The organism is Paenibacillus sp. HB172176 (genome assembly GCF_011947265.1).
Taxonomy (GTDB): domain Bacteria; phylum Bacillota; class Bacilli; order Paenibacillales; family Paenibacillaceae; genus Pristimantibacillus.
On sequence record NZ_JAATHD010000007.1, the window covers coordinates 227,810 to 252,050 of the forward strand.

12 protein-coding genes are annotated in these 24,241 nt (G+C 50.6%); 9 read left to right on the forward strand and 3 right to left on the reverse strand.

The genetic code is table 11. The features are described 5' to 3' along the window. Window positions 1-10 precede the first annotated feature (10 nt). On the reverse strand, window positions 11-1,759 hold the full coding sequence (locus tag HFP08_RS12390) for a cache domain-containing sensor histidine kinase (protein ID WP_168120908.1): 1,749 nt from the start codon (window positions 1,757-1,759) through the stop codon (window positions 11-13). Then, a complete protein-coding gene (locus tag HFP08_RS12395) occupies window positions 1,756-3,342 on the reverse strand; it encodes a response regulator (RefSeq protein ID WP_168120909.1) in 1,587 nt (528 codons plus the stop codon). The genes HFP08_RS12390 and HFP08_RS12395 overlap by 4 nt, the downstream gene beginning before the upstream one ends. Window positions 3,343-3,575: 233 nt before the next feature. Between HFP08_RS12395 and HFP08_RS12400 the strand changes: the two genes are divergently transcribed. From HFP08_RS12400 to HFP08_RS12415, 4 genes are all read left to right on the forward strand, one after another. Beyond that, window positions 3,576-4,544, forward strand: a complete 969-nt coding sequence (locus tag HFP08_RS12400; RefSeq protein ID WP_168120910.1) for an ABC transporter permease — start codon at window positions 3,576-3,578, stop codon at window positions 4,542-4,544. A gap of 34 nt (window positions 4,545-4,578) precedes the next feature. Continuing rightward, a complete protein-coding gene (locus HFP08_RS12405; RefSeq protein ID WP_168120911.1) occupies window positions 4,579-5,520 on the forward strand; it encodes a carbohydrate ABC transporter permease in 942 nt (313 codons plus the stop codon). Window positions 5,521-5,657: 137 nt separating this feature from the next. Beyond that, window positions 5,658-7,274 carry an extracellular solute-binding protein gene (locus HFP08_RS12410; RefSeq protein ID WP_168120912.1) on the forward strand — a complete coding sequence of 539 codons (1,617 nt, stop codon included), beginning with the start codon at window positions 5,658-5,660 and terminating at the stop codon, window positions 7,272-7,274. Window positions 7,275-7,325: 51 nt separating this feature from the next. Beyond that, window positions 7,326-9,878 carry a glycoside hydrolase family 97 N-terminal domain-containing protein gene (locus HFP08_RS12415; protein ID WP_168120913.1) on the forward strand — a complete coding sequence of 851 codons (2,553 nt, stop codon included), beginning with the start codon at window positions 7,326-7,328 and terminating at the stop codon, window positions 9,876-9,878. A 63-nt stretch (window positions 9,879-9,941) separates the two neighbouring features. On the opposite strand, the gene HFP08_RS12420 is transcribed toward HFP08_RS12415, so the two are convergent. Beyond that, window positions 9,942-14,945, reverse strand: coding sequence for an S-layer homology domain-containing protein (locus HFP08_RS12420; RefSeq protein WP_168120914.1), 5,004 nt, complete (start codon window positions 14,943-14,945; stop codon window positions 9,942-9,944). Window positions 14,946-15,361: 416 nt separating this feature from the next. On the opposite strand from HFP08_RS12420, the gene HFP08_RS12425 reads away from it, so the two are divergent. The 5 genes from HFP08_RS12425 (at window position 15,362) to HFP08_RS12445 (ending at window position 24,230) form a co-directional block, all read left to right on the forward strand. Continuing rightward, window positions 15,362-17,857, forward strand: a complete 2,496-nt coding sequence (locus HFP08_RS12425; RefSeq protein WP_168120915.1) for a pullulanase X25 domain-containing protein — start codon at window positions 15,362-15,364, stop codon at window positions 17,855-17,857. Window positions 17,858-18,071: 214 nt separating this feature from the next. Then, entirely contained in the window at window positions 18,072-19,706 is a 1,635-nt protein-coding gene (locus HFP08_RS12430; protein WP_168120916.1) for a sensor histidine kinase, read from the forward strand. A gap of 3 nt (window positions 19,707-19,709) precedes the next feature. Continuing rightward, the gene (locus HFP08_RS12435; RefSeq protein ID WP_168120917.1) at window positions 19,710-21,350 is read left to right on the forward strand and encodes a response regulator transcription factor; all 1,641 of its coding nucleotides are present in this window, start codon (window positions 19,710-19,712) and stop codon (window positions 21,348-21,350) included. Between the two features lie 181 nt (window positions 21,351-21,531). Next, entirely contained in the window at window positions 21,532-23,253 is a 1,722-nt protein-coding gene (locus HFP08_RS12440; protein ID WP_168120918.1) for an extracellular solute-binding protein, read from the forward strand. A 77-nt stretch (window positions 23,254-23,330) separates the two neighbouring features. Further along, a complete protein-coding gene (locus tag HFP08_RS12445; protein WP_168120919.1) occupies window positions 23,331-24,230 on the forward strand; it encodes an ABC transporter permease in 900 nt (299 codons plus the stop codon). The last annotated feature ends 11 nt before the right edge of the window (window positions 24,231-24,241 follow it).

The following is a 24,241-nucleotide window of genomic DNA, read 5'->3' on the forward strand; positions in this document are numbered from 1 at the left end:
TGAGCCCCTTCTATGCTCCATCATGCTGCTGCAAGGGCAGCATGATGGATATTTTTGTGCCCAAGCCCGCCTGACTTTGAATGGTTACGCCGTAGGTTTGTCCGTAAGCAAGCTGTATGCGTTCATGAACGTTCTTAATTCCATACCCTGCTTTCGATTGGGAAGATAACAGGGCTTCCACTTTGTCGGAAGACATTCCGCAACCATCATCTTCGACTTCCAGGCAGAGCGCTGGAGCATCAACGTGCATGGTTTGGTAAATACGGATGGTGATTTCCAGACATTGTTGATCATCATAGATGGCGTGATTAATGGCATTTTCGACAAAGGGCTGCAGTACCAATTTTAATGTTTCACAGGTAGACAGGCTATCGTCAACCTCCCAACGTTCCATGAAGCTGTCATCAAAGCGCATATGCTGGATGGCAAGATAGTGTTTGGTAAGGGCGATTTCTTTTTCCAGCGTAATATATTGATGCCCCATATTGAGCGATGTTTGATAGAATCTTGCGAGATGGTTGACGATTTTGCTAACTTCAAGATCCTCGTTTTGGATGGCCAGAGATGAAATGCCCGACAGCGTATTATAAAGAAAATGGGGATTGATCTGGCTTTGCAAGGCATAAAGCTCCGCATCGCGCTTCGCAAGCTCCTTCACATACAGCTTGTCAATCAAATCCTTGAGACGCGTGCTCATCTTGTTGAAGGCCGCGTTTAATTGACCAATTTCATCCTTGCTGGAATCAGTAAGCAGGAGACTGAAATTTCCTTGCTCGACTTGCGCGGCTTGACGATTTAATTTACGGAGGCGGCGCGACAGATATTTGGCGATAACAAAGATCATGAAGATGGACAAGACAAGACTGAAGAGCGCAATGACAACAATTTGCATGGCTGTTTGACGAGAGGAACGCATAATTTCGTCAATGGGCGTAAGAGAAACGGTTTTCCAGCCATTTGGCATGGTGTTATATACCAGCAAGTTGGGATGTCCGTCGATGGCGACGACCTCTTGATTGGTTGACAACTCGGGACCGATGGCTTCGCTGAATGACAGGTTCAAAAGCGATTTATCCGATGCAGAAATAATTTGATTGTTTTCATTAAGCAAGTAGACGCTTTTGTTTTGCTCTTCCTTTTCGATCAGCTTGTAGAGCAATTCTTCAGAGAGGCCGATCGTCACCATGCCGTAAAATTGGCTTTGTGCGTTAAAGTTGAGAATACGCCCAAGATAAATCACGTTTTTCTCGTTCTTGTCCTGGATCACGTTGCTGAATATATTGTTGCCGTAGGTTTGTTGTAATTGATTGAGGTAATCCATCGGCAAATTTTCAAGTGTGATATGTTTGAGAAACAGACCATCCTCCGGAAGCGACTGGTTGTCTACATAAAGATTGATGCTGGCCAGATTATTGTTCGCGGTCAGCAAGCTGTACAAGAGGCCGTCGATATATCGGTAGGCTTCGAAGATCGAATAGTCATCCGTGTAGGTTTTCGTAAGATAAGCTTGCAAGGTTTCATCGGTATAAATCATAGATGAAATTTGGCGGAGATTATCCAAATGCGCGTTGACGTTGCTGCTGATTTGTTGGTTGCTGCTGTACATATTTTCATAGGTCAGCTCGAGCAGTCTTTGCTCTGTGCGATCATAGAAGAAGACGGTAATGAATATGAGCGGGGTAATCGTGACGGTAAGAAACATGAGCAGCAGCTTCTGCAGCAAAGACGAATTGTTGAACAGCTTTTTCAATATTTTCATGATCTGTGTTGTCCCTTTTTCGCATGGGTGCGGTATTGGTTAGGGGTGAGTCCGGTTCGTTTGAAAAAGACAGAGCCGAAATAAGAGGGGCTCTCATAGCCGACTCGTTTGGCAATCTCATGAATTCTTATATTGGTATCCCGCAGCATGATGCAAGCATGGTCCATGCGGATCTGAGTCAGGTATTCAATTAATGTTTTTCCGGTAACCTCCTTGAATATCGTTCGAAGATAGTTGGGTGAAAGAAAGATGAGCTCAGCCAGCATATCCACCGAAATCACCTGTCCATACTTCTTTTTGATAATCGCGCATACTTCGTCCACAATCTCGATATGTCGGTCGACCGGAGATGCTTCGAGCTCGTCCATCATCATGCTCAATATTTGCCGCATGAGCGTCTTCATCGATTGCATGCTTTCCATTAGGGAAAGGCGTCCGAAAAATTGGGAATCCTTCTCGATGATAGCTTGCAAATGACGGTTATTAGCCGCAACTGCGGACAATACCGCATCAAAAACGGAAGCGCTGTCTACAAAAACTTGACTGATATTTCCGGGCGGAAGGCCGCCATCGTAATAGTCATGAAGCCAATCTTCGACTTGCTCTCTTCGATTTTGCTGGACGGCAGCAATCAAGTGCTCTGTTTTGGGCAGGGGCTTCTCGCGCCATTCCAATTGTATATTTTCCCATTTGTTATGGATAAGCCCTGTGCCGTGAATGGCAACCAAATGATTGCGCATTTGCAGCATCTTGGGCCATTGTGCTGTAAAGGCGAGCAGGGTTTGAGGATGGTCTGTCAGGAACAGAGACATCGAGCGTTCCGCATTCGCAGACTGGTTTCGCCATTGCGCAAACACGCCGCTGTCTGATTCCTTTGTGGCGAAAATCCATTGGCCGTCGCGCAGTTTGGTCAATATGCCGGGTGAAAAGCTCGGCAATCCGGCGATAAAAAACTCCAATCTTTCCACCGTGGAAAAATCACCGGGAGGCGCGTCGAATGCGAGCGGGTTTTCTGCCAATAATGTGTATTCGTCTATCGTAATCAATACATAATAAAAGGTTTTGTTATCTGCAGAAAGATGCAAATGATGGTTGTATATGGCAGTCACTTCGTCCGCCAGGCCGGATAGCAAACTCCCCCCGATTTGAAGCAATTCGCGCAGGTATTCTCCCGCTGTTAATAAGGTGGAATGAAGTCGATTTTTTTGCTCCTCGCAACGTTGACGAACCGTCCTCATCGTGGTTGCCAGCTCTTCATGGTCAATCGGCTTCAGCAAGTAACCGCAGGCGCCGTGCTGCAGAGCAGCGCAAGCATAATCAAATTCATTGTAGCCGCTTAGAAAAACAATTTGAATTTCAGGGAAGCGGGCATGAACTTGTTTGCATAGTTCAATGCCGTCCATGACAGGCATTTTAACGTCGGTTATGAGAATATCCGGCTGCAGGGCTTCTATTTTTTGCAGAGCTTCTCGTCCGTTGCCGGCAGTGGCGACGACACGGCAGGACAGTTGCTCCCAATCGACATAATGGGCAAGAGCGTTCAAGGTGAGCCGTTCGTCATCGACCAAAATAACTGTATACATAGAACCTCCGCTAATAGGTGAAATTGATAATCCCCTTGTTTAGAACAGAGTATAAGTTCGAATGCAGGCAATGTCAATGTAACAGATTCAGGGCCGGATGGCGGGCAAAATCATTGATTTTGCCAAAGTTCGTTTTTTACAGAGAGAATTCTGAGGATTGTGATATAGCCTTGCCAGACAAGATTTCCTATGATGAATGCATAGACGTAAATTGGACATAAGGAGGCGGGAGAATGGAAGTTGAGGTGGATAGAAGCAACGAGAAAATACCGTTTCTTAAGCAGCCAATCATTAAAAAAATGGTTCGACAGCGATATTTTTACTTATTTCTAATTCCGGGAGTGATGTGGGCTGTCTTGTTTGCTTACGCTCCTATGGTTGGTTTGTATATGTCATTTGTTGATTACCAGCCTACTTTAGGGGATTTTTGGGGCTCGCTTTTCAAATCGGACTTTGTGGGCTTTCAGTGGTTTGAGTACTTCTTCTCTGGACAGGATTTTTGGAGAGTGCTGCGCAATACGTTGGTTTCGAGCGTATTAACCCTGTCGATTGGGTTTTTGCTTCCCATTTTTATCGCAATAACGCTGAATGAAGTAAGAATAAACTGGTTTAAGCGGACGGTGCAAACAGCCTCCTATTTGCCGTTTTTTATTTCATGGGTTGTTGCCGCAAGCATTGTGATTACATTGTTGTCCGCGGAAGGACCTGTCAATCAACTGCTCATGAAAATCGGAGTCGTCGAACAAGGCGTTTTGTTTATGCAGGAAGGCAAGATGTTCTGGATCATTATAGCCCTTTCGAATGCATGGAAGGATATGGGGTACAACTCCATTATGTATCTGGCTGCCATCGCTGCCATTCCAGCGGAGCTGTTCGAAGCCGCGAAAGTGGACGGCGCCAATCGTTTGAAGCAAATCTGGCATGTTTTACTGCCGATGCTGAGGCCTACGATTATTATTTTGTTAATTTTGAACATCGGCAACTTGATGAATACCGGGTTTGATCAATATTTTTTGCTGGGTAATTCCCTGAACAGAACCTATTCCGATGTCATTGATACCTATGCATTCCGTTACGGCATTCAGAATGGCATGTTTTCCTACGCTGCCGCTGTAAGCATGTTTAAATCCGTAATCGCGTTTGTTCTGGTCATAACAGTCAATCAAATTTCCAAAAAAATGGGCCAAACGCATTTGTTCTAAATCGTGCGCATGCGGCTGGAGGAGGAATATCAAAATGGATCATGAAGCTGCACAGTATAAAAAGACGGCATCGGGAAGGGCATTGTCGCAACGCTATACGCCGGCAGCCATTACGGGGAATATGATCGTTTACGGATTTTTATTGATACTGTTTATCGTTACCTTTTTTCCGTTCTGGCATATTTTCATTTTATCCCTGAATAATGCGTCTGACCCGACTTATGGACAATTTATGCTGTGGCCAAGCGATTTCAGCCTGGAGAGTTACGCAACCGTATTGAATGATGCGGAAATTCTGAATTCCATCGTAGTGACGGTCGGTCGAACGGTGATTGGAGTGCCTTTAACACTGGCTTGCGTTTCCATGCTGGCTTATGCGCTTAGCAAGAGAGAGCTTGTGGGCTGGCGCGGCATTAACTTGTTTTTTGTATTTACGATGTATTTCAGCGGCGGCTTGATTCCCACTTACATGGTGGTGCGCAGCTTGAATTTGATCGACAATTTCTGGGTTTTTATCTTTCCCGGAATTTTGAGCGTCTTTTGGATGATATTGGTTCGCACCTACATGGAAGGTTTGCCCAAAGAAATGGAGGAAGCGGCGCAGATCGAAGGCGCCAATGACATTCGGATTTTTCTGAAGGTCATTATACCCGTATGCACTCCGGTACTGGCTACAATCACTTTGTTCTCAGCCATTGGTCATTGGAACGCTTGGTATGATTCGTACATTTACACCTATAATCCCGATTTGAAAACCTTGTCGGCCGTTTTGGTGAAAATTCTGAATCAGTTCCAGACCAATGACATGTTAAGCGCGGCGCAGCAGCTTGCCAATGAACAGCGCAAGCTGCCGGTATCGAGCGAGAGTATCCGTATGGCCGTTACGATGGTAGCCACCCTGCCGATCATTCTTGTGTATCCCTTACTGCAGAAGTACTTTCTGAAAGGGATGCTTATTGGGGCGGTAAAAGGCTAAACGAATTTTCGATAAAAATCGAGATTTCGCCCAATATCCCGAATTCTGATATCCAGTTCAGTTCGGGATGTGGTTGAAATATAATCCTCCCTGCAAAAGCAGGAGGAGAGCAAGTTCATTCATAGGAGGGTTTCAGAATGAGAAAAAGAATCGTTATGGCGTTGCTTGCATGCATGATGCTGCTCGGCGCATGCAGCACCGGAAACAACAATGCGAATGAGAACGCATCCAAAGGGGAAGGGGCAAACGGTACAACGAAGAAGCCCATTACCTTAACGTTGTTTGACAAAAATGTGGGCGATCCGTTTACGAACCCTGTTGCGAAGGAGATTACAGAACGCACAGGTGTGTTTATCGAGATTCAGCAGCCTACCGGCAATCCGGACGAGAAGCTGAATTTAATGCTCGTCAGCGGAGACTTGCCTGATATTGCGCTAATTGACAGACGAGAAGCGACCTTGAACAAATATATTGCCGGCGGCGCTTTGATCCCGCTGAATGATTTGATTGATGAGTACGCTCCGAATATTAAAGAGCGGTACGGCGACGTGCTTTCCAAGAGCGTATATGAGGATGGCAAAAATTATTATTTGAACAACTGGTACGGCCTGGACCCGGATCCGAACTGGGCCATTAATATGCGCATGGATATTTTGGAGGAGTTCGGATACGGCGAGCGCGCTATGGCCGGAGATTCCTTCACTCAGGATGAATTTCTGGATTTGCTGCGCAAATTCAAAGAGAAATATCCATCGGTAGACGGAAATCCTTCGATACCGATGACAGTGAACGCCGATCATATGCCTACTATCGTTGGTTCATTCAAGGCGATGTATGGCATGAAAACGTACTATGAGCATGATGGACGTCTGGAGTTTATCGTAAGAGATCCGCGTTATCTGGAAATGATCAAATTCATCAACACGCTTTATACAGAAGGTTTGCTTGACCGTGAATGGGGAATCAATAAAGCGCAAAATTATGAGCAAAAAACGTCCAGTGGTCGCGTGTTCGCAACGGCGGGCGGTATCGTGAACGAAGCCAACAGCGCGTTCCGCGCTCAATACGGCGAGGATACCGATAAACTGTTCTACGGGTTTAAAGTAACGGCCCCTGGCGTCGATCCTGCAGACACAACCTTTGGCCCCCGGAGCTCCTTGGGCTGGGACGGCGTTGGTATAACGGTCGCGAATGAGCATCCGGTCGAAACGATCAAGTTTTTGGACTTCCTGGCAAGCGAAGAAGGCCAGTATTTGCTGATGTGGGGCAAAGAAGGCATGAACTGGAATATGGAGAACGGCGTTCATGTGCCAACGCAAGAAGCTCTGGATGCCATCAGCGCCGATTGGGCGGAATTCTCGAAAACGACAGGCGCGCGCAAATGGACATGGATGATTCGCAATGGACTCGGCGAAGACGGCACGCCGTATGACTTAATGTTCCGTTACAACAGAGACAACGTGAATCAGCATGCGCTGAAATCGATGGCAGGCTCCACTTGGGATACCGCGCTTTATGATGATCTCGGTCCAAAGGGCGGCACGCCTGATGCATTGAGCGAGCAAAAAATCAAGGATATTATCGACAATAGCTTCTCTAGTATGGTGTATGCCAATTCGCAAGATGAAATTGACGACATGTACAAAAAAATGATTGCGGAGTTAGACGCCAATCAAGCCGTGAAGATTGAAGATATTTACACGGCCAACTACAAGGCTCGCATGGATTTGTACAATACGGCCGAAAACAAATAAACAGAAAGTCGTCCAAGAAGTGAAATACAAATGGATAGGAGAAACGCAGCTATGTGGAAACTATACTCGCCAAATCATACTGTCTGTCTAACGGTTTTTGAGAGTGCCGAGAAGGAATTAGAGTACGCCGTCGAGCGCAACGGCCAAGCGGTTATCGAGCAGAGCAAGCTTGGCTTTGAGAGCGATTTGGAAAACTTCACAAGAGCTTTCCGTTTCGTCAAGGAAACCCGTGCAATTGTTGACGAGAACTATTCGATACCGGCGGGCAAAAAAGCGGTTTACGAGAATCATGCGAATGAGATGACCTTGGAGTTCGAGTGTGGAGCGTATACGTTTGTCTTGTGCGCGCGCGCTTATGACGATGGGGCGGCTTTCCGCTATCGAGTGCTGTCTGATGCAGAAAAACCGATGAAGGTATTGCGTGAAGCAACCAACTTCAACCTGGCAGAGACCTACGACGAATTGTGGCTGCAGCATTGGGTCAGCAGCTATGAGGGCACCTATGACCGTACCGGCTGGGAAGACAAACAAGGCAGAGATTACGGAATGCCAAGCTTGTTCCACGCCGAAAATGGCGGTTGGGTTATGCTGACGGAGGCGGAGGTATACAATACGGACGGCAGCTATTGCTCTTGCCATTTGCGCGGAGCCGGAGGGCGAACCATGTCCCTGGAATTCGCTCCGGAGGAAATGGGGAGACCGCTCTCCTGCAAACTGCCGTTCGCCTCTCCCTGGCGCGTCATTGTAGCGACGGACGATTTGAACGAATTGGTGAATACGACCATCAACTATAACTTGAATCCGCCTTCCGTAATGGAAGATACAAGCTGGATCAAGCCGGGGCGTTGTTTATGGGGTTGGTGGGAATATATGAACAGCGCTCAGCTGTACACCGAGCAAAAACGTTATGTGGATTTTGCGGCGGGGATCGGATTCGAAGGGCTCACGGTGGATGCCGACTGGGATATAACATGGCTCAAAGAGTTGTGCGACTATGCCCATTCGAAAGGAATTGTCGTATGGCTGTGGAGCGCTATGCAGTATATCGACACCCCTGAAAAAGCGCAAGAGAAAATTCCGTTATGGGCAAGCTGCGGGGTAGACGGACTCAAGGTCGATTTCTTCCAGAACGATTCTCAGCACACGATGGGTCAATACGAATTGATTGCCGCTATCATGACGGAACATCGGTTGATGATTAATTTCCACGGGGCAACCAAATGCATGGGCGAAGGACGCACCTGGCCGAACTTCATGACGGCTGAAGGGATTATGGGCATCGAACATTATATGTGGAGCGACATGCCGAACGCTCGGCATAATTGTACCGTTCCGTTTACACGGAATGTGATTGGTCCGATGGATTATACACCGACCGGGTTTTCGAACAAAAACCGCAATACAACATTAGGGCATCAAATGGCGCTTTCCGTCGTGTATGAATCAGGCGCTTCGCATGTGGCGGCTTCCATTTATTATTTGGAAGCATGGAAAGGAACCGATTTTTTACGCCGCATGAAGCCCGTTTACGATGAGGTAAAGGTGCTGTCCGGTTTTCCGGGTCATCATGCAGCCCTTATGCGTCGTTCGAATGAAGAATGGTTGATCGGCTGCATTACAGACGAAGCGATGATTCTGCGGCTGAAGATGGATTTCTTGCCTGAAGGCGAGTTTGAGGCTGATATCTATGAGGACGACTACAGCGGCGAATTGATGATGGTTAAGCGTATCAAAGTGACTTCCGCTGATGTAATCGAGCTTCCGCTTCTGAAAAGCGGAGGCGCCGGCATTTATATCGCCAAACAAATTCCGGACCTGCCAACAGGCATTTGTTCCGGTTACATGAGTGACGCAAGAACGGAATACTTGGCAACAGCGGGACAAACGCGGCAAGGCAGCGAGCCTGTCGTTTATGACAATGGTCAGGAAGCCGCCTTGCTGAATGGCAGTATCGGGTTTGCAGTGAAAACAACGGACGCGCCTCAGACGATAAGACTGTTCTATGCAGCGACAGAACCTTGGACACTGCGCGCAAGCGACGGCAGCAACAACGTGGAAATGGAGATGCCGCAAAGCGGCTCCAACAAAATATTCCTTGCCAAGGATGTCGTATTTCCTTTCGCCGGCGGCGAGAGCGCTTTGTTCCTCGAGCGTATTGCGGGAGCTGTGCCTGCTTTGGAAAAGATCCATATTATTGATAACAATCCGCAGAAGGAATGGTATATTCCTGTTGGAAAAGGCAGCCTGAGCGGCGGGGCGGAATTTGTTGCAGATGCCACAGGCGCGGAGAAGGTGACGGGCCTTGGCAATGGAGGCGAGCTTACGTTTGACTCGATTACGGTGCCTAAGGCTGGCTACTATTTAATGCGTTTTGACTACTGCGCAGGGGAAAGCAGAGACCTTAGCATTGAGCTTAACGGAGGCGAGCGCGCGTACAGAACAAATCTGCACAATACCGCCGGTTGGGGCTTCCCGACTTGGGATATCAGGGACCAGCGAGAAATTCGCATCTGGATGCAAGCAGGCAACAATACGTTGCGTCTGTACAATGATCAAGGCCGTGGCGTTCATATATACGGTTTTGCGCTCATTGCAGACGAGTAAGAAAGAATAAACGCGAAGAGCCGGCTCCCAGAGGCATTGCCTTGGGGAGCCGGCTTTGTGGACTTATCCTTGCGGCGGCATGAAGCCTATGCATCTCAGCATGCGGGCGAGCATGGCCGCTGCCTCGGCTCTTGTCGCTTGCGCGGATGGAGCAAGCATGCCGTCCGGCGTGCCTTGCAGAATGCCGGCGTCAACAATTGAAGCCATTGCGACTGAAGCCCAGCCGCTGATTTGATCCGCGTCGGCGAACCTCGATAGGAGATTCGCTGTCGAGACAGGTGAAACGACACTCGCTTGCGACAGAATCGGCAGCTGCTCAGCCTGGTCTGCGATCCATTGCAGCGCTCGGTCGATCATGACCGCCATCTGCTCGCGGGTAATGCTGTCATGGGGTCGGAAGGAGCCGTCCTCGAAGCCTTGCACGAGACCGAACTTCGCTGCCGAGCCAACCGTCGCTGAGAACCAATCCTCTTCAGCGACATCGAGGAAGGAGGCCTCGCCGCCCGCTAGCCCAAGGCTGCGCGTCAGCATTGCGGCGAATTCTGCGCGGGTAACCGGTTGCTGCGGGGCAAACTGTTCGTCCGCGACTCCGTTCACGAGCAGCATGGAGGCCAGTTCTTCAACATCGGCGCGCGCCCAATGTCCGGTCATGTCGGCGAATGACGCGTCTGCTTCGATCAGAGCATAGCTGCTGTTGCCGGTGCGAAGCAGGTAAGCGACCAAGCCGTGGGCAGCGTCATCCCCATTCGAAGCTTCCGCCCAGATCGTCGGCACGCCGACGAATGTGCCGGACGCTTCGTCGAAGTAAGCTCCTGTCGTTCCAGCGCCTGGCGCCGCGCCGTCAGGGAGCGGAATGAATCGCGATGCATAGCCGTTCAAGTTGTTCAACGCATGCTCCTGCCCGCCAATGGTCAGAAGAAGCGCGAATTCTACGGGAGGAGCGAGCAGCTTCACATTAGCTTGCTGCGCGGCTTCCTCCATCATGCTCGCCTGAGCTTCGTCTGCCTGCGCCATGCGAATGGTCAGGTATGGCGTATCCTCGGCGCTTGTACCTGCCGCGGTCGCACCTGCTCCAGTCGTGCCAGCTCCGCTCGCATCTGATTCATCTCCCAATTCCGCAACAAGCGCGTCGAGATCAATCGACCCAAGCGGAAGCTCGTAGCGCCCAAGCGATGTTTTGAACCGAAGGGTAAGCGGCTCCAGGCCTGCCGTCTCACGGCTGCTCAGGATATCGGCAAGCTTCGGCAGCGGAAGCTTCACTTCAGCGTCCGAAGCATCGCCTTCTATGGCGAGCGTCAGCACTCTTTGATTGCCTTTCAAGGCGGCCGCAGCGTTGCTCAACACATTCTCATCGAGTGTGGCGCTCTTGCTGATGCGTCCGCTCGAGTCTGTACGCGACGCCGTTGTTAATGGGATCTCTGCACCCTCAGTCGTGGTATTGAACGAAGGAGGCTGTATCACGGTCGAACCATTCGAGCCTGAGCCTGAGCCTGAGCCCGAGCCCGTGTCGGGATCGGTGTCCGGCTTGCCATAAATGCGGATATTATCAAGATAATACGTATTCGCTGAATTGTTATTAGCGGTGAAGGATTGAATCAGTCCAATGTTCGGAACCGCGTTGAACAGTCCGATCTGCTCCAGAGCAAGCTCGCCGTCGACATAGACATCCGCTTTGCCGGATGCCAGATTGGCGACGACAGCGATGTTGTACCATGTACCCGCGCTGTAGTCTGTCAGGAACGGCGTATAACCGTTGCTTGTGCGGAAGGCCAGGTTGCCGCCATTGGTCTCGATCGCGACAGCCGCGTAGCTGTTGCTCGTGGATCCGCCGGCATCCTCCGAGCTCAAGCGGAACACCTTGACGGAGTTGGCTTTCTCCTCCTGCATGAAGTCGAACGTGACGGCCGCAAGCTCCGTCTGGCTCTCGAAGCTCCGGTCGGCCAGCACGACACCCGAACGATCGTCGAAGAATTGCAGGCTCTTGTTGCCGTCGCCTGGCACATCCGCAATCTGAAGCGTGCCGCTCTCCTCGCTGATCGTGTACTCCTCAGGCTTGCCGCCAGTCTCTTCGCTATCGAACGTATCCTCGGCGAGCAGCTTTAGATCGTCGATCGAGACGAGATCGACCAGCTTGGCGGATACCGCCGCCGTCGGCTCGCTCGCTCCAGCGTCATTCGCCGCAGTCACACGATATTCATAGGTCGTTCCCGCTGCTGCTGATTTATCCTCGTAGGTTGATTCGAACACGCGAGGAGCGATCACGCTGAATTCGCTTGAACCCGCGATTCGGCGCTGTACGCTGTAATAATCCGCGCCTCCATCATCCCAGTCGAGAATAATCTTCGTGGAGGCGCTTGTCGAGACGAGGCCGGAAGGCGCATTCGGAGCCGCTAGCTCGAATGGAACCGCGCTGACGGCGCCCGATATCGCTCCTTCCCCAATCGCATTCACAGCCGAGACTTTATAGTAATATGTCGTTCCGTTCGCAAGCCCGGCATCCGTGTAATGAGCAGCCGTCAGCTCGGATGCAATCGCCGCGTAAGAGCCTTCTTCGGACTCGCTGCGATAGAGCGTATAGCTGGATGCCGCGGCCACATTGCCCCAGCGAAGCGCGACCGAGCCGTCTGCCGGATTGGCCTGCAGGCCGGAGACGACGGTTGGCGCGCTATCCGGTTCGCTTGCGAAGCTGCCCGTATAGTCGCTCGTCCGCAGCCAATTGGCAGCATCCCAATACAGCTCTCCAGCCCCGGCCCCAGAAGATGCATTCCCTAGCAGAGCAGCTTCTAATCCGCTCAGGTCATCCGGCTGATAGAGATAAGGAAGCTCGCCGGATTCCGTATTCCAGTTGAATGCGATGGGCTCGGCTGGTCCGGGTCGGAGCGGATTCGTCCAATCGATCGTGTCCGGTGTGTCGCTGTCGCCCGTGTATTCGGCCTCGTCCAGCGAATAACGGACATTGATCGCTTTTATTTTGCCGGTAAACGTCGGGTCCAGATCCGCCTTCTGATTGTTGCGCAGCGGGTACAGCACATCATTAATAATACTGTCCTCGATCAGCAGCGCGCCGCCCTCCGTAGAGATTGCGCCATTGCTCGTTACGCCAAAATGATATCCGGCATCCGCGATGCCGAGAGCCATCTCAGGCGTAATCAGCTTGCTGGCCGCATGCGCTCCGGCATTGTCCACCACGAGATTGTAGACATGCGCGTTGCCTCCGCGCAATCTCGGGATGCGATTCATCATATCCTTGTAGTAATTATGATGAAGCGTCAGCTCCAGCTGGCTGTTGTCGGAGGCGAATTCCGACGAGCCGATGAGATGACCCTTCTTCTGCCCGGAAGCGATGGCGATAATCGCGGACTTGTCGAGGCCGGCATCCAGAAGATGCTGGTACATGGGGTATTTGTCCGGCAGTCGGTTCATCGCTTCGATCTGCTGACTGACCCAGCTGCCTTCGCTGCCATCGTCGCCGAGGAAGCGGCTCCAGGAAATCGTAATGCCGTTGCTGCCGCCCTTGGCGTCGACAACGCCGTCATACGCCTTGCCGAAGGTGCAATGATCGATCCATACCTTGCTGGTGGCATTCTCAAGCGAGATGTAATCCCAGTCGTTGCGGTCGTAGTCGCCCTTTGTCGCTTCATCCCACTCCCAGAGCTCGTCGAAGGAGAGATTGCGAATGATGATATTCGAGCTCGCTTTGAAGACGAGCGAGGCGTGTCGGATCTCCGAGCCGTTGCGGGAGAAAATCGTCAGCCCGTTCGCGTCGCTCACGGTGATCTTGGTGGCGCTGGTCTGCAGCAGCACCGGGTGCATAAGCGGTTCATTATGCTTGCCGAACGGCGCTGTCCGCGCGGCCTCCGGAATCTCGTTCCAGCCGAGATCGAGGTCGTTCATAATCTCGATGACCTTGGCGCCGGAGTCGGGCTGCAGCGCAGCACTTAGATCCGTGGCGTTATACACCTTGCGGTATGCGGGATCATTTTCCTCAAGCACGCCGCCCCCCGTATTGTAGGCGGAGAAGCCGCCCAGTTCGTACAGGCCGGGCACGGTAAGGCCCGTTGGTGTTGCCGTCACTTGAGCCGACGCTTCGCCAAGGCCGTTGAAATTGCCGGCCGTCACCACAAAGTGATACGGCGTATCATTCGTCAGTCCGTCTATCGTGGCGGAGGTGACGTCAACATGATTCAGCAGCAGATCGTAAGGCCCGCCGTCCGTTGTTCCTCCCGACACCTGATAATAGGTCGCGCCGGTGACTGTGTTCCACGATAGATCCACCGCCTGGTCGCGGGCGACTGCCGTCAATCCGTCCGTTATGCCGGGCGGATTGTCGTCGATGGGGAGGGAGGCTGAATCGAACACCTCTTCGCCGTCAACCTCGAATGTAATATGGTCGAACACGGCAGAGCCGGTCGATACGGCGAGACCGACGTAGAACGATGGCAGATTGAGATGCGTGTAGTGACCGTTTAGATTATTATCGAAATTCGTGCGGGATACATAGTTTGTTCCATCCGTCGAATAAGTAAAGGCAAGATTATTGTCCGTTCGAGCGATTCTCACATAGACGGGTCCTTCCGGCGGGTCTAGAGCGACCTTGCCGCCGCCGGTGCTGTCAAGCCTCCTGTAATCTTTAACTTCAATGCCGCTTTTAGCATTAAGTCCCAGAGACACCATCTTGGCATCGGAATCAATGCCGCTCTTCACCATTAACGAAGCCCATGAGTTTGAACCAGTAAGATCGAAATCACTGATGCGCGCCGTGAAAACAAAGTCCTTGTCTCCTTCAATCGGCATGTAGGCGTAGGCGACGCTGTCGCCGCCTGAATCCATTTTGCCCCCTGGCGCATCCATGCTGAGCCGGTTGTTCACATACATCACCGTTGCATCCCCCGGATTGAGGCTATCCGATGCATACAGCTTGCTCGCGCTCCAGCCTTCGGGCAGTCCAACCGCCGAGATCGAATCCGTCGCGGCTATCGCCGTGCCTGCCCCTCCGAATAGTCCGGTCAGCAGCTGCAGGGACAGCGTCAAGGTCAGCGCCTTTGGCAGCCATCGTTTCTTGTTCATCTAGATGAATACACCTCCGCAAACAGTTTTTTGAAAACGCTTCATTTCCAGTTTCAGTATAGACGGGCTGATGGAGGTGCCTCAATAATCATTGCCACAGCAATAGCGGCGGAATACGGAAGCGCGGGCGCGAGGAGCGATAATCATCTGGGCTCCGAATGCTCATTAGCACAGATTGGAGCTTGAACGAGCGGGGTTTGGGGTATTTTTCAGAAAATGGACTGGCTAAACTAAGCATGACGAAATGACGATTCTATTTAATAGATAGCAAAATATACTGTTTCGCAATGATAGAGAGAGGATGCTCTCTTGCTGGTCATACGGTTATAGAACCTCTGAAAAGGCGGCATACTGTATGGTATAGTACTAGCAAAATCACCTAGACTACTATTCTACTTAAAAAGGTTGTGAGGTTCATGCAGTCGATCATGCAAATGGACAAACATCGGCATTTCAATTCCCATACGGACAGAACCGCCTACGTCAGCGGCAATTTTCGCACGCAGGCCGGACTCGCAAGCAACTGGTCTCCGGACGCGGAACCCTTCCGAATGATCAACATCGGGGACGGCATGCATATGCTGAAAGTAAAGCTGACCCCCGGACAATACGAATATAAGATTACAATAAACGGCAGCTGGGACGAGAATTACGGCGCGGACGGGGAACGAGGGGGCGGCAACAAGCGGTTCAAGCTGGCCGAACCCAAGGAGGTTACGTTTATTTTCTATGATCATGCTTCAGGCAAGCGTGTAATAGAGCGTCATGAAAGCATGCTGGGACCGACGATCAAAGGAGTCTCATGGGAGCAATTGGATGCGGAGAGCTTCTACGACGGAGATGACCTGGGCTGTGTGTATGACAACGGCAGGGCGACGTTGAAGCTGTGGGCGCCGATCGCGGACGAGGTTGCGGTCTTTCTGTACGACAAGGATCACGCGGAGCGAGAAGTCGGAAGCATGACTTTGACGCGTGGCGAGCAGGGTGTGTGGCATGTGGAAATCGAGCCTGAGCATCTGAATGTCGACGATATGAGAGGCTACTATTATCAATATGAAGTGACGCACGGGCAAACAACGCGCAAAGTGCTGGACCCCTATGCGAAGTCGATGGCGGAGTTCCGCATGAGCCCTGCGGGCTTCCCGCTTGGCGCGGGCCGCGACGCCGTCGGCAAAGCGGCGATTATCGACCCGGGGCGGACGGAGCCGGAGGGCGGCTGGCCCGATGCCCGCATTAATGGGTATGCGCGCCGTGATGACGCAATCATCTATGAGACGCATGTCCGTGATTTCACATCCGATCCCGCTATAGAAGGGGATTTGCGGGCAAGATGGGGCACGTTCAAGGCGTTCATCGACAAGCTGGACTATATTTGCTCTCTGGGCGTGACTCATGTTCAACTGCTGCCCGTCATGGCCTGGTATTACGGCGACGAAGCGTCGATGGATGCGAGGGAGCTGCAGCCCTCCACCGAAAATAATCAATATAACTGGGGCTATGATCCGCATGGCTACTTCTCGCCTGACGGGGCGTATTCCGAGAATGCGCGGGATCCGGAGCTTCGCGTGAGAGAGCTGAAGGAGCTGATCGCTGCCATTCACGCCGCGGGCATGGGTGTCATTCTCGATGTCGTCTATACGCATATGGCGAAGCCGTGGCTGCTCGAGGATATTGTGCCCGGCTATTACTTTTATCGGGACGCAAGCGGGGAACTGCTGGGAGGCTTCGGCTGCAATCTGGCGACGAATCATGCCATGGCGGAGAAGCTGATGATCGATTCGGTCAAATATTGGTTCGAGGAATACCGGATCGACGGCATGCGCTGGGACATGATGGGAGACGCGACGCGCGGGGCTGTGCAGCGCGCTTACGATGCGGCTGCCGCGATTCATCCGAATCCGCTGTTCATTGGCGAGGGCTGGCGCACCTTCGGCGGGCATCTCGGAGAGCCGGCTCTGGCCGGACAAGGCGCGGATCAGGATTGGATGAGTGAGACCGACGATGTGGGAGTCTTCTCCGACGAATTCCGCAACGAGCTGAAGAGCGGCTTTGGCAGCGAGGGACAGCCGCGTTTCTTGACGGGCGGGGCGCGGGAGATCGCGACGCTATTCCGCAATCTGAAGGCGCAGCCGGGCAATACGCCCGCCGACGCGCCGGGGGATATGGTGCAGTACCTCGAGGCGCATGACAATTTGACGCTGCATGACGTGATTGCCGTAACGCTGAGGGTGAACCCCGAAGATGACGAAGCACAGCGGCAAATTCACCGGCGCATGAGACTCGGCCATGTGCTGCTCTTCACGGCGCAGGGAACGATATTTATGCAGGCTGGCCAGGAATACGGACGCACGAAGCCGTGGAGGGATGTCTCTGCTCCTCATACGCATCCGCTGCATAACCAGCATGGAGAGACAATTGGTCACTTCGTGCATAACTCCTACGCGTCATCGGATGCCGTCAATAAATTTGACTGGGGCAAGGCGACGGATGCGGCTGCGCATCCCGAGTGCGCGCGCACCCGGGCTTATACTGCAGGCTTGATTGCGCTCCGGAAGTCGACCAACGCCTTCCGGCTGGGCGACAAGGAGACGATCGACCGCAACGTGACGCTGCTGGATGTGCCGGAGATCGGCAGCTTCGATCTTGTTATCGCGTATCGCTGCCAGTCGACGGACGGCTCGGGCGCCTACTATGTGTTCGTTAACGCGGATTCGCGGGAGAGAAGGCTGACGCTGCCCGTCGATCTGAGCGGCGGCGAGGTTGTGGCCGACGGTGGTCAGTCAGGAACTAGCGCCATTGCAGCTACGAGCGGCTTCCGGCTCGCGGGCGATAGCATCACGCTTGAGCCGTTGACCGCGGTTGTTATTCGTATGGCGCTTGAAGCCACCGAGTCCAGCCGCTTCCTCAATTGAAGCTGGCGGAAGAAACGAATATTGGACCCGCAAGCCCTCGTTCTCGGGCGGGGGCTAATTATGAATGCGTATATATGGAGGTGCGAGAGGGATGGTTCGATTTCCAGCAAATATGACATTTGGGATTTGGCCCAAGCTGGTTCTCATTTTTTTGTTAGGACTCCTCCCGCTTTTTGGATTAAGCCTTGGCATACTGAATTCCAGTTCTCATACAGTGCAAACCAATATCTCTCAATCCATGGATTCCAATGTGCAGTATTATTTGGGATCGCTCGAAGCCGAATTGCAAAAAATCATCGATCTCAAACAATCCTATATTGAAGATTTTGACTTTCAGAAGCTTTCCGACCTGGCTACTTCAATGAGTCCGTTTGAACAAACGCAATCCATACTTCGCGTGCAGGATCGTCTGGATTTAGTGAAGACGTCCAGCCTTTATGTTGAAGAAGTGAAAGTCTATTTCCCCATGCTCAACCGCACGATTTCCACCGATAATGTTTATGGAATGATGGATGAAAGCGAAGTGACAGCAATGATTCAGGCACAGAATAATCGGGACACCTTGTTCCTTATGCAGGACAAGCTAGTAATGGCCCAGGTCTATCCCGATCTGGATCAACCTCCATACTCTGTTGGATTTGCAATGGAAATCGAGCTTTCAGTTGAGAAGATCAAAGAACAATTAAAACGGACATTGCCTTCCAGCGGAGGAGGAGCGATGCTTATGGATGGGGGCGGCAAATGGAAAGTTGTGAGCAGCGGTGGAGAACAGCTTGCCGGGAATCTAAACGAATTTATGTGGCAACCGGAGCGTCAGGGAATGAAGAGCAGTCAAGGAATTATTCGCGATGCTGACGGTGAGAGCTACTTTGTTACCCTTCAGCGGTCCGAATTGTTAAACGCTGCAGTCGTGATCGGTCTGCCGAAACGGGAAGCCCTGAGTCAACTGGAGAAATACAGAGTCTGGTATTTGTATCAAGTTCTGCTCACCATTGTCGTTATTCTATTTTGTTCATATTGGATCTACCGAATTATTCATCGTCCCTTAAGGGGACTGCTCAAGGCATTCCGTCAAGTGGAGCGAGGCAAATTGGATATTCGAATAACCGGATATACAAAGGATGAATTCAAGTTCTTGTATCGTCAGTTCAATCAGATGACCAGCCGTCTTCAGCATTTAATTCAGGAGGTCTACGAGCAGCAGCTGCGATCGCAGCAATCCGAACTAAAGCAATTGCAATCGCAGATTAATCCGCACTTCTTGTACAACAGCTTCTTCATTCTTCGTCGAATGGCACAAATTCCCGACTTGGAGAGCGTCAAACGAATGACAGCTTACTTAGGAGAATATTTCCGTTTCATGACGCGAACGGCTTTGGATGAGGTTAAGCTGACGCAAGAAGTAGGGCATTCACGCATTTACGCGGATATTCAATCCATGCGTTTTGGTTCAAAGATCGAGGTGGAATTTGAGGAATTACCCGAAAAATTTTCCGGAATCAACGTTCCAAGGCTAATCCTGCAGCCGATTCTGGAGAACGCTTATCAGCATTCGCTTGAGGACAGGGTCGGGCAAGGCCATCTCCGCATTCAGTATAAACACAATTCCGAATTGTTGGTGATTAGAATCGAGGACAACGGAGATGCTTTAAGCGATGAAACGATTAAGCGTCTTAACAATCAATTGTCGTATTCGGGTCAAAACGAGGAAGTTACAGGTTTGGTTAACGTTCATCGTAGATTGAAATTGAAATTTGGAGAAGAAGGCGGCGTGGAGTTGGGCAGAAGCGCTGATCTTGGGGGTATGCTGGTCGATTTGATCATTCCATTGAAGCAGCAGGAGGAATAACCGATGTACAGACTGTTGATTGTAGATAATGAACCTCTTATCGTGGAGGGGTTGGCTCATTTAATGGAGGACGCCCCTTCACTGGCGCTTGAAATATACCGAGCGTTCTCCGCTGCAGAAGCACTGGATTGGATGAATAGAACCAAGATGGATATTGCATTGTTGGACATTCGAATGCCCGGCATGAACGGTCTGGAGCTTCAACGTGAAATGATAAAGCAGTGGCCGCGCTGCAAAATCATTTTTCTGACCGGATTCGACGACTTTACTTATATTCAAGAAGCCATCCGCAATAACAGCGTGGATTATCTACTCAAAACGGATGGCGACGAGAGTATTGTTCGGGCTGTAGAAAAGGCCGTTACTGAAATTCAAAAGGAATGGGACGTGGATTCAGTCATTGCGCAGGCGAAGCAACAACTACGTCTGGCTGCTCCTGTACTGCAAAAGGAGCTACTGTGGGAAGTCATGCAGGGCGAGGCTGGCTCGCTGGATCATCTTAACAATCAATTCAGTGAACTGGATCTTGATCTGGATGCAGAGATGCCGGTCATGCTGGTAATTGGAGCTGTGACGCAATGGAACCAGAGCTATCGGCCGGCCGATCGTTCCTTGCTTATGTATGCTGTTGGCAATATTGCAAACGAATTGCTGTCAGAATCGGCCAAGTGTCATTGCTTTGTACATGATCGCCATCATCTGATCTGTTTGATTCAGTCGGATGAATTGAAATGGGATCGCACTGCCCGTTTCGTGCTCGGTACGTTGGAACAATTGCAGGACAACTGCGAACGTCTGCTGAAGCTGTCCATTTCTCTGGCGGCTGCAAGTGAAGGAGTGGAATGGAGCGGGGTACCGGAACAGTTCGAAGCGTTGACGTTGCAGATGAGCAGGGGAGTGCTTGAGGATGACAAACGGCTGCTGGTTCTAAAGAAGGAGACGGATGCCGCCAAGCGCAAAAATAGTCAGGACGAGCATACGGTTCGTGTCGCGGTCAATCGAATCGACGATTTGCGGATGATGCTTGAGGCAGGCAGAAAAGAGGATTTTTTTGGGCAGTATCAGTTGCTCATGTCGACGATTTCCTATTATTCCGACGGCATCGGTCATTATCGCCTCGAGGCTTATTATCGGTTTAGCGCTTTATTCACGTCCTGCATGAATCAATGGGGCGTCCAGAGGCAGAGTGGACTTGAAACGGAATGGTCCCGATTGCAGACATTGAATCCTTTAAGCGATTGGGCAGAGGTATGTCGCTGCTTTCAAACGTTTGGCGAGCGACTTTTTGAAATCAAGCGGGAAGGGGAGCGAGATGAAACGGAAAAAACGATTTCTGTGCTGCAGAGATATGTCGAATCGCATTTGGCGGATGATTTGTCGCTCACCCGTCTCGGCGAGGTAGTCGGTTATAATCCGTCTTATCTATCTCGGTATTACAAGCAATATACAGGACAAGGTTTATCCGATTATATCGTGGAAGTCCGTTTGAAGAAGGCAAAGGAGATGCTGGGAGACAAACACGTCAAGATCAGCGCGATTGCCCCGGCACTCGGTTTTTTATCTGAGCCCTATTTGTATCGCTTTTTCAAAAAACAGACGGGCTTGACACCTCAGGAATATCGGGACGGCGTTATCGAAAAATAAGGATAGGTTCACTCACTTTGCGTGATAATAGTCCCGTGCAGCGGTGCACCGGACTATTTTTATTGCCTCCATCTAGTAAACAAAGGATAGAGAATGTAAAAGACGTACAGTAGATTGGCAGGACAGGGCTCTTCTATAATGAGAACCAAGGGATCCCGAACCATATGAAGGGGGCAACACCATGAAATTGCGAAAATTAAGCATAACGATATTGACGTTTGGTCTAGTCAGTTTATTGATTTTGTCCGCTTGTGCAAGCAACAACAATAACTCGACTAACACGGGCGGGCAAAATCCTGTTGAAACTGCCGGCAAGGGGGAGGACAACTCCGCTTCCGACAATAACGGATCAGATGCCAATGGAGGGACTGCATCAGCAGAGCCAATGGCCAAGTACGATCCTCCGATCAATCTGTCCACGTCAAGATCGGTTGATAACACGTGGAAATATGTGGATGGAGAGAATCTGGACAACAATGTCTGGACCAAAGGCTATCTGGAAGAATTGGGAATCAACCTCACCAATGATTGGTCGGTTGCATCCTCTCAGTATGATGAGAAATTGAATGTGGCCATCGCTTCTGGCGATCTGCCTGATGTATTCGACGTTAATGCCACTCAATTGAAAAAACTGGTGGATGCGGGACAGCTTGCGGATCTTACTTCAGCATGGGAAACCAATGCAACGGAATTCGCCCAAAATATGGTGCTCGAGGACGGAGGACACGCGATGCAGTCCGCCACCTTTGACGGAAAGCTGTATGCGATTCCGCAAACGACTGGAGCGGTTGATACTGCTCATGTCTTGTGGATTCGAACCGATTGGTTAACAAAGCTCGGCTTGTCCGAGCCGCAATCGATGGAAGATGTGCTGGCTATCGCGGAAGCATTCACAACCCAGGATCCGGATGAGAATGGCAAGAAAGATACGTACGGGATGGCAATTCATAAAAATTTATGGGATGGTTGGGCTGGTCTTCAAGGCTTTTTCAATGCGTTTCACGCTTATCCGAATATTTGGGTGAAGGATCAGACAACGGGACAACTTGTCTTCGGCACCGTTCAACCGGCTATGAAAACAGCGCTCGTCGAATTGCAAAAGCTCTATAAGATGGGGGTGATCGATCCGGAATTCGGCGTTAAGGATCCAAACAAGGAAGGAGAACTGGCGGATAAAATCGGCATGTTTTTCGGAGCGCAGTGGGCGCCGATCTCCCCCTTGCAAGCGGCTAAAACCCAGGATCCGGAGATGGACTGGAAGGCCTTCCCGATTATGGATATGGAGGGACAACTGACAAACGCTCAAATTAAATTCCCGATTATTAAATATACCGTCGTGCGAAAAGGCTACGAGCATCCAGAAGCATTGGCAAAATTGGCTAGCTTCTTTGCAGAAAAAATATATGGACCGAATAAAGAAACGACCAAGTACTTAACAACACCGGACGGTATTGAAGTGTTTAAACCGGCCTTGGCTCAAATCAGGCCGGCTTTGGGCGGAAACCAAGAATCTCAAGTGAAAATTACTGCGGCTCTGGAGAACGGAGATCCGTCAAACCTTGACGAGGGCCTAAAAGCAACCTATGACAGTATTCTCAAATTCCGAAACGGCGACAACAGCCAGTGGCAATGGGAAAGAGTGTTTGGCCCAGTCAGCTCGCAAAACGTATTGAATCAATTCGTGGATCAGAATCTGCTTCAAAATAATGAGTTTTTCGGAGCGCCGACAGAAACGATGGGGTCCAAGCAATCCAGTCTGGATAAGATGACGCTTGAAGTTCTCACAAAGATTATTATGGGTGATGCATCTGTAGAAGAATTCGATAATTTTACCGAAAATTGGAATAAACTGGGCGGGTCGGATATAACGAAGGAAGTTAACGAGTGGTACGCAGCTCAATAATGGCTGAATGATGTATGTAGGGTTGGGAAGGCGGATTGCCGCCTTTCCATTTGCAACAAGAACTGGAGGAATACTGAATGAGACTGGGCAGATGGAAGCGTGAAATGCCGTTATACTTGATGATCTTGCCTGGGGTTGTCCTTGTATTGATATTTGCTTATGTCCCCATGGCCGGCATTGCGATGGCTTTCCAGGATTTTATGCCTGCTCGGGGATGGTTCGGCTCGGAGTGGGTCGGGTTGGACAATTTCAGGTATATTGCTGTCATGCCGAATATCGGACAGGTTGTCTGGAACACTGTGTTCATCTCGGCTATGAAGATGATTGTTGGATTGATTGTGCCGATTTTCATTGCATTGTTATTGAACGAAGTTGGCAAAAACGGGTTTAAGCGCGGGATCCAAACGCTTGTTTATTTGCCGCATTTTATGTCATGGGTTATTCTCGGCGGGATCTTGATAGATATGATGTCGCCATCGCAAGGTCTGATCAATCAGATCATCAAGCAGTTCGGCGGAGAACCTATTTATTTCCTTGGCAACAACGATTGGTTTCCTTACACCCTTGTCATATCGAATGAATGGAAGGAATTTGGATTTAGCACGATTGTCTATCTGGCCGCGTTAACCAATATTAATCCTTCCTTGTACGAGGCTGCGGTAATAGACGGAGCCAATCGGTGGAAACAGACCTTGTTTGTGACGCTGCCGGGCTTGACGCCGATTATTGTTCTGATGACGACGCTTAGCTTGGGGCAAATCTTGAATGCCGGCTTTGATCAAGTGTTCAATCTATACAGCCCTGTTGTCTATGAGAGCGGAGATATCATTGATACGATGATATATCGAATTGGCTTGGTGGAGGCGCAATACTCGGTTTCCACCGCGGTCGGATTGTTTAAATCCGTCATTTCATTTTGCTTTATTTCCGTATCGTATTTACTGGCATATCGCCTTGCCAATTACCGAATTTTTTAAAGAGAGGGACG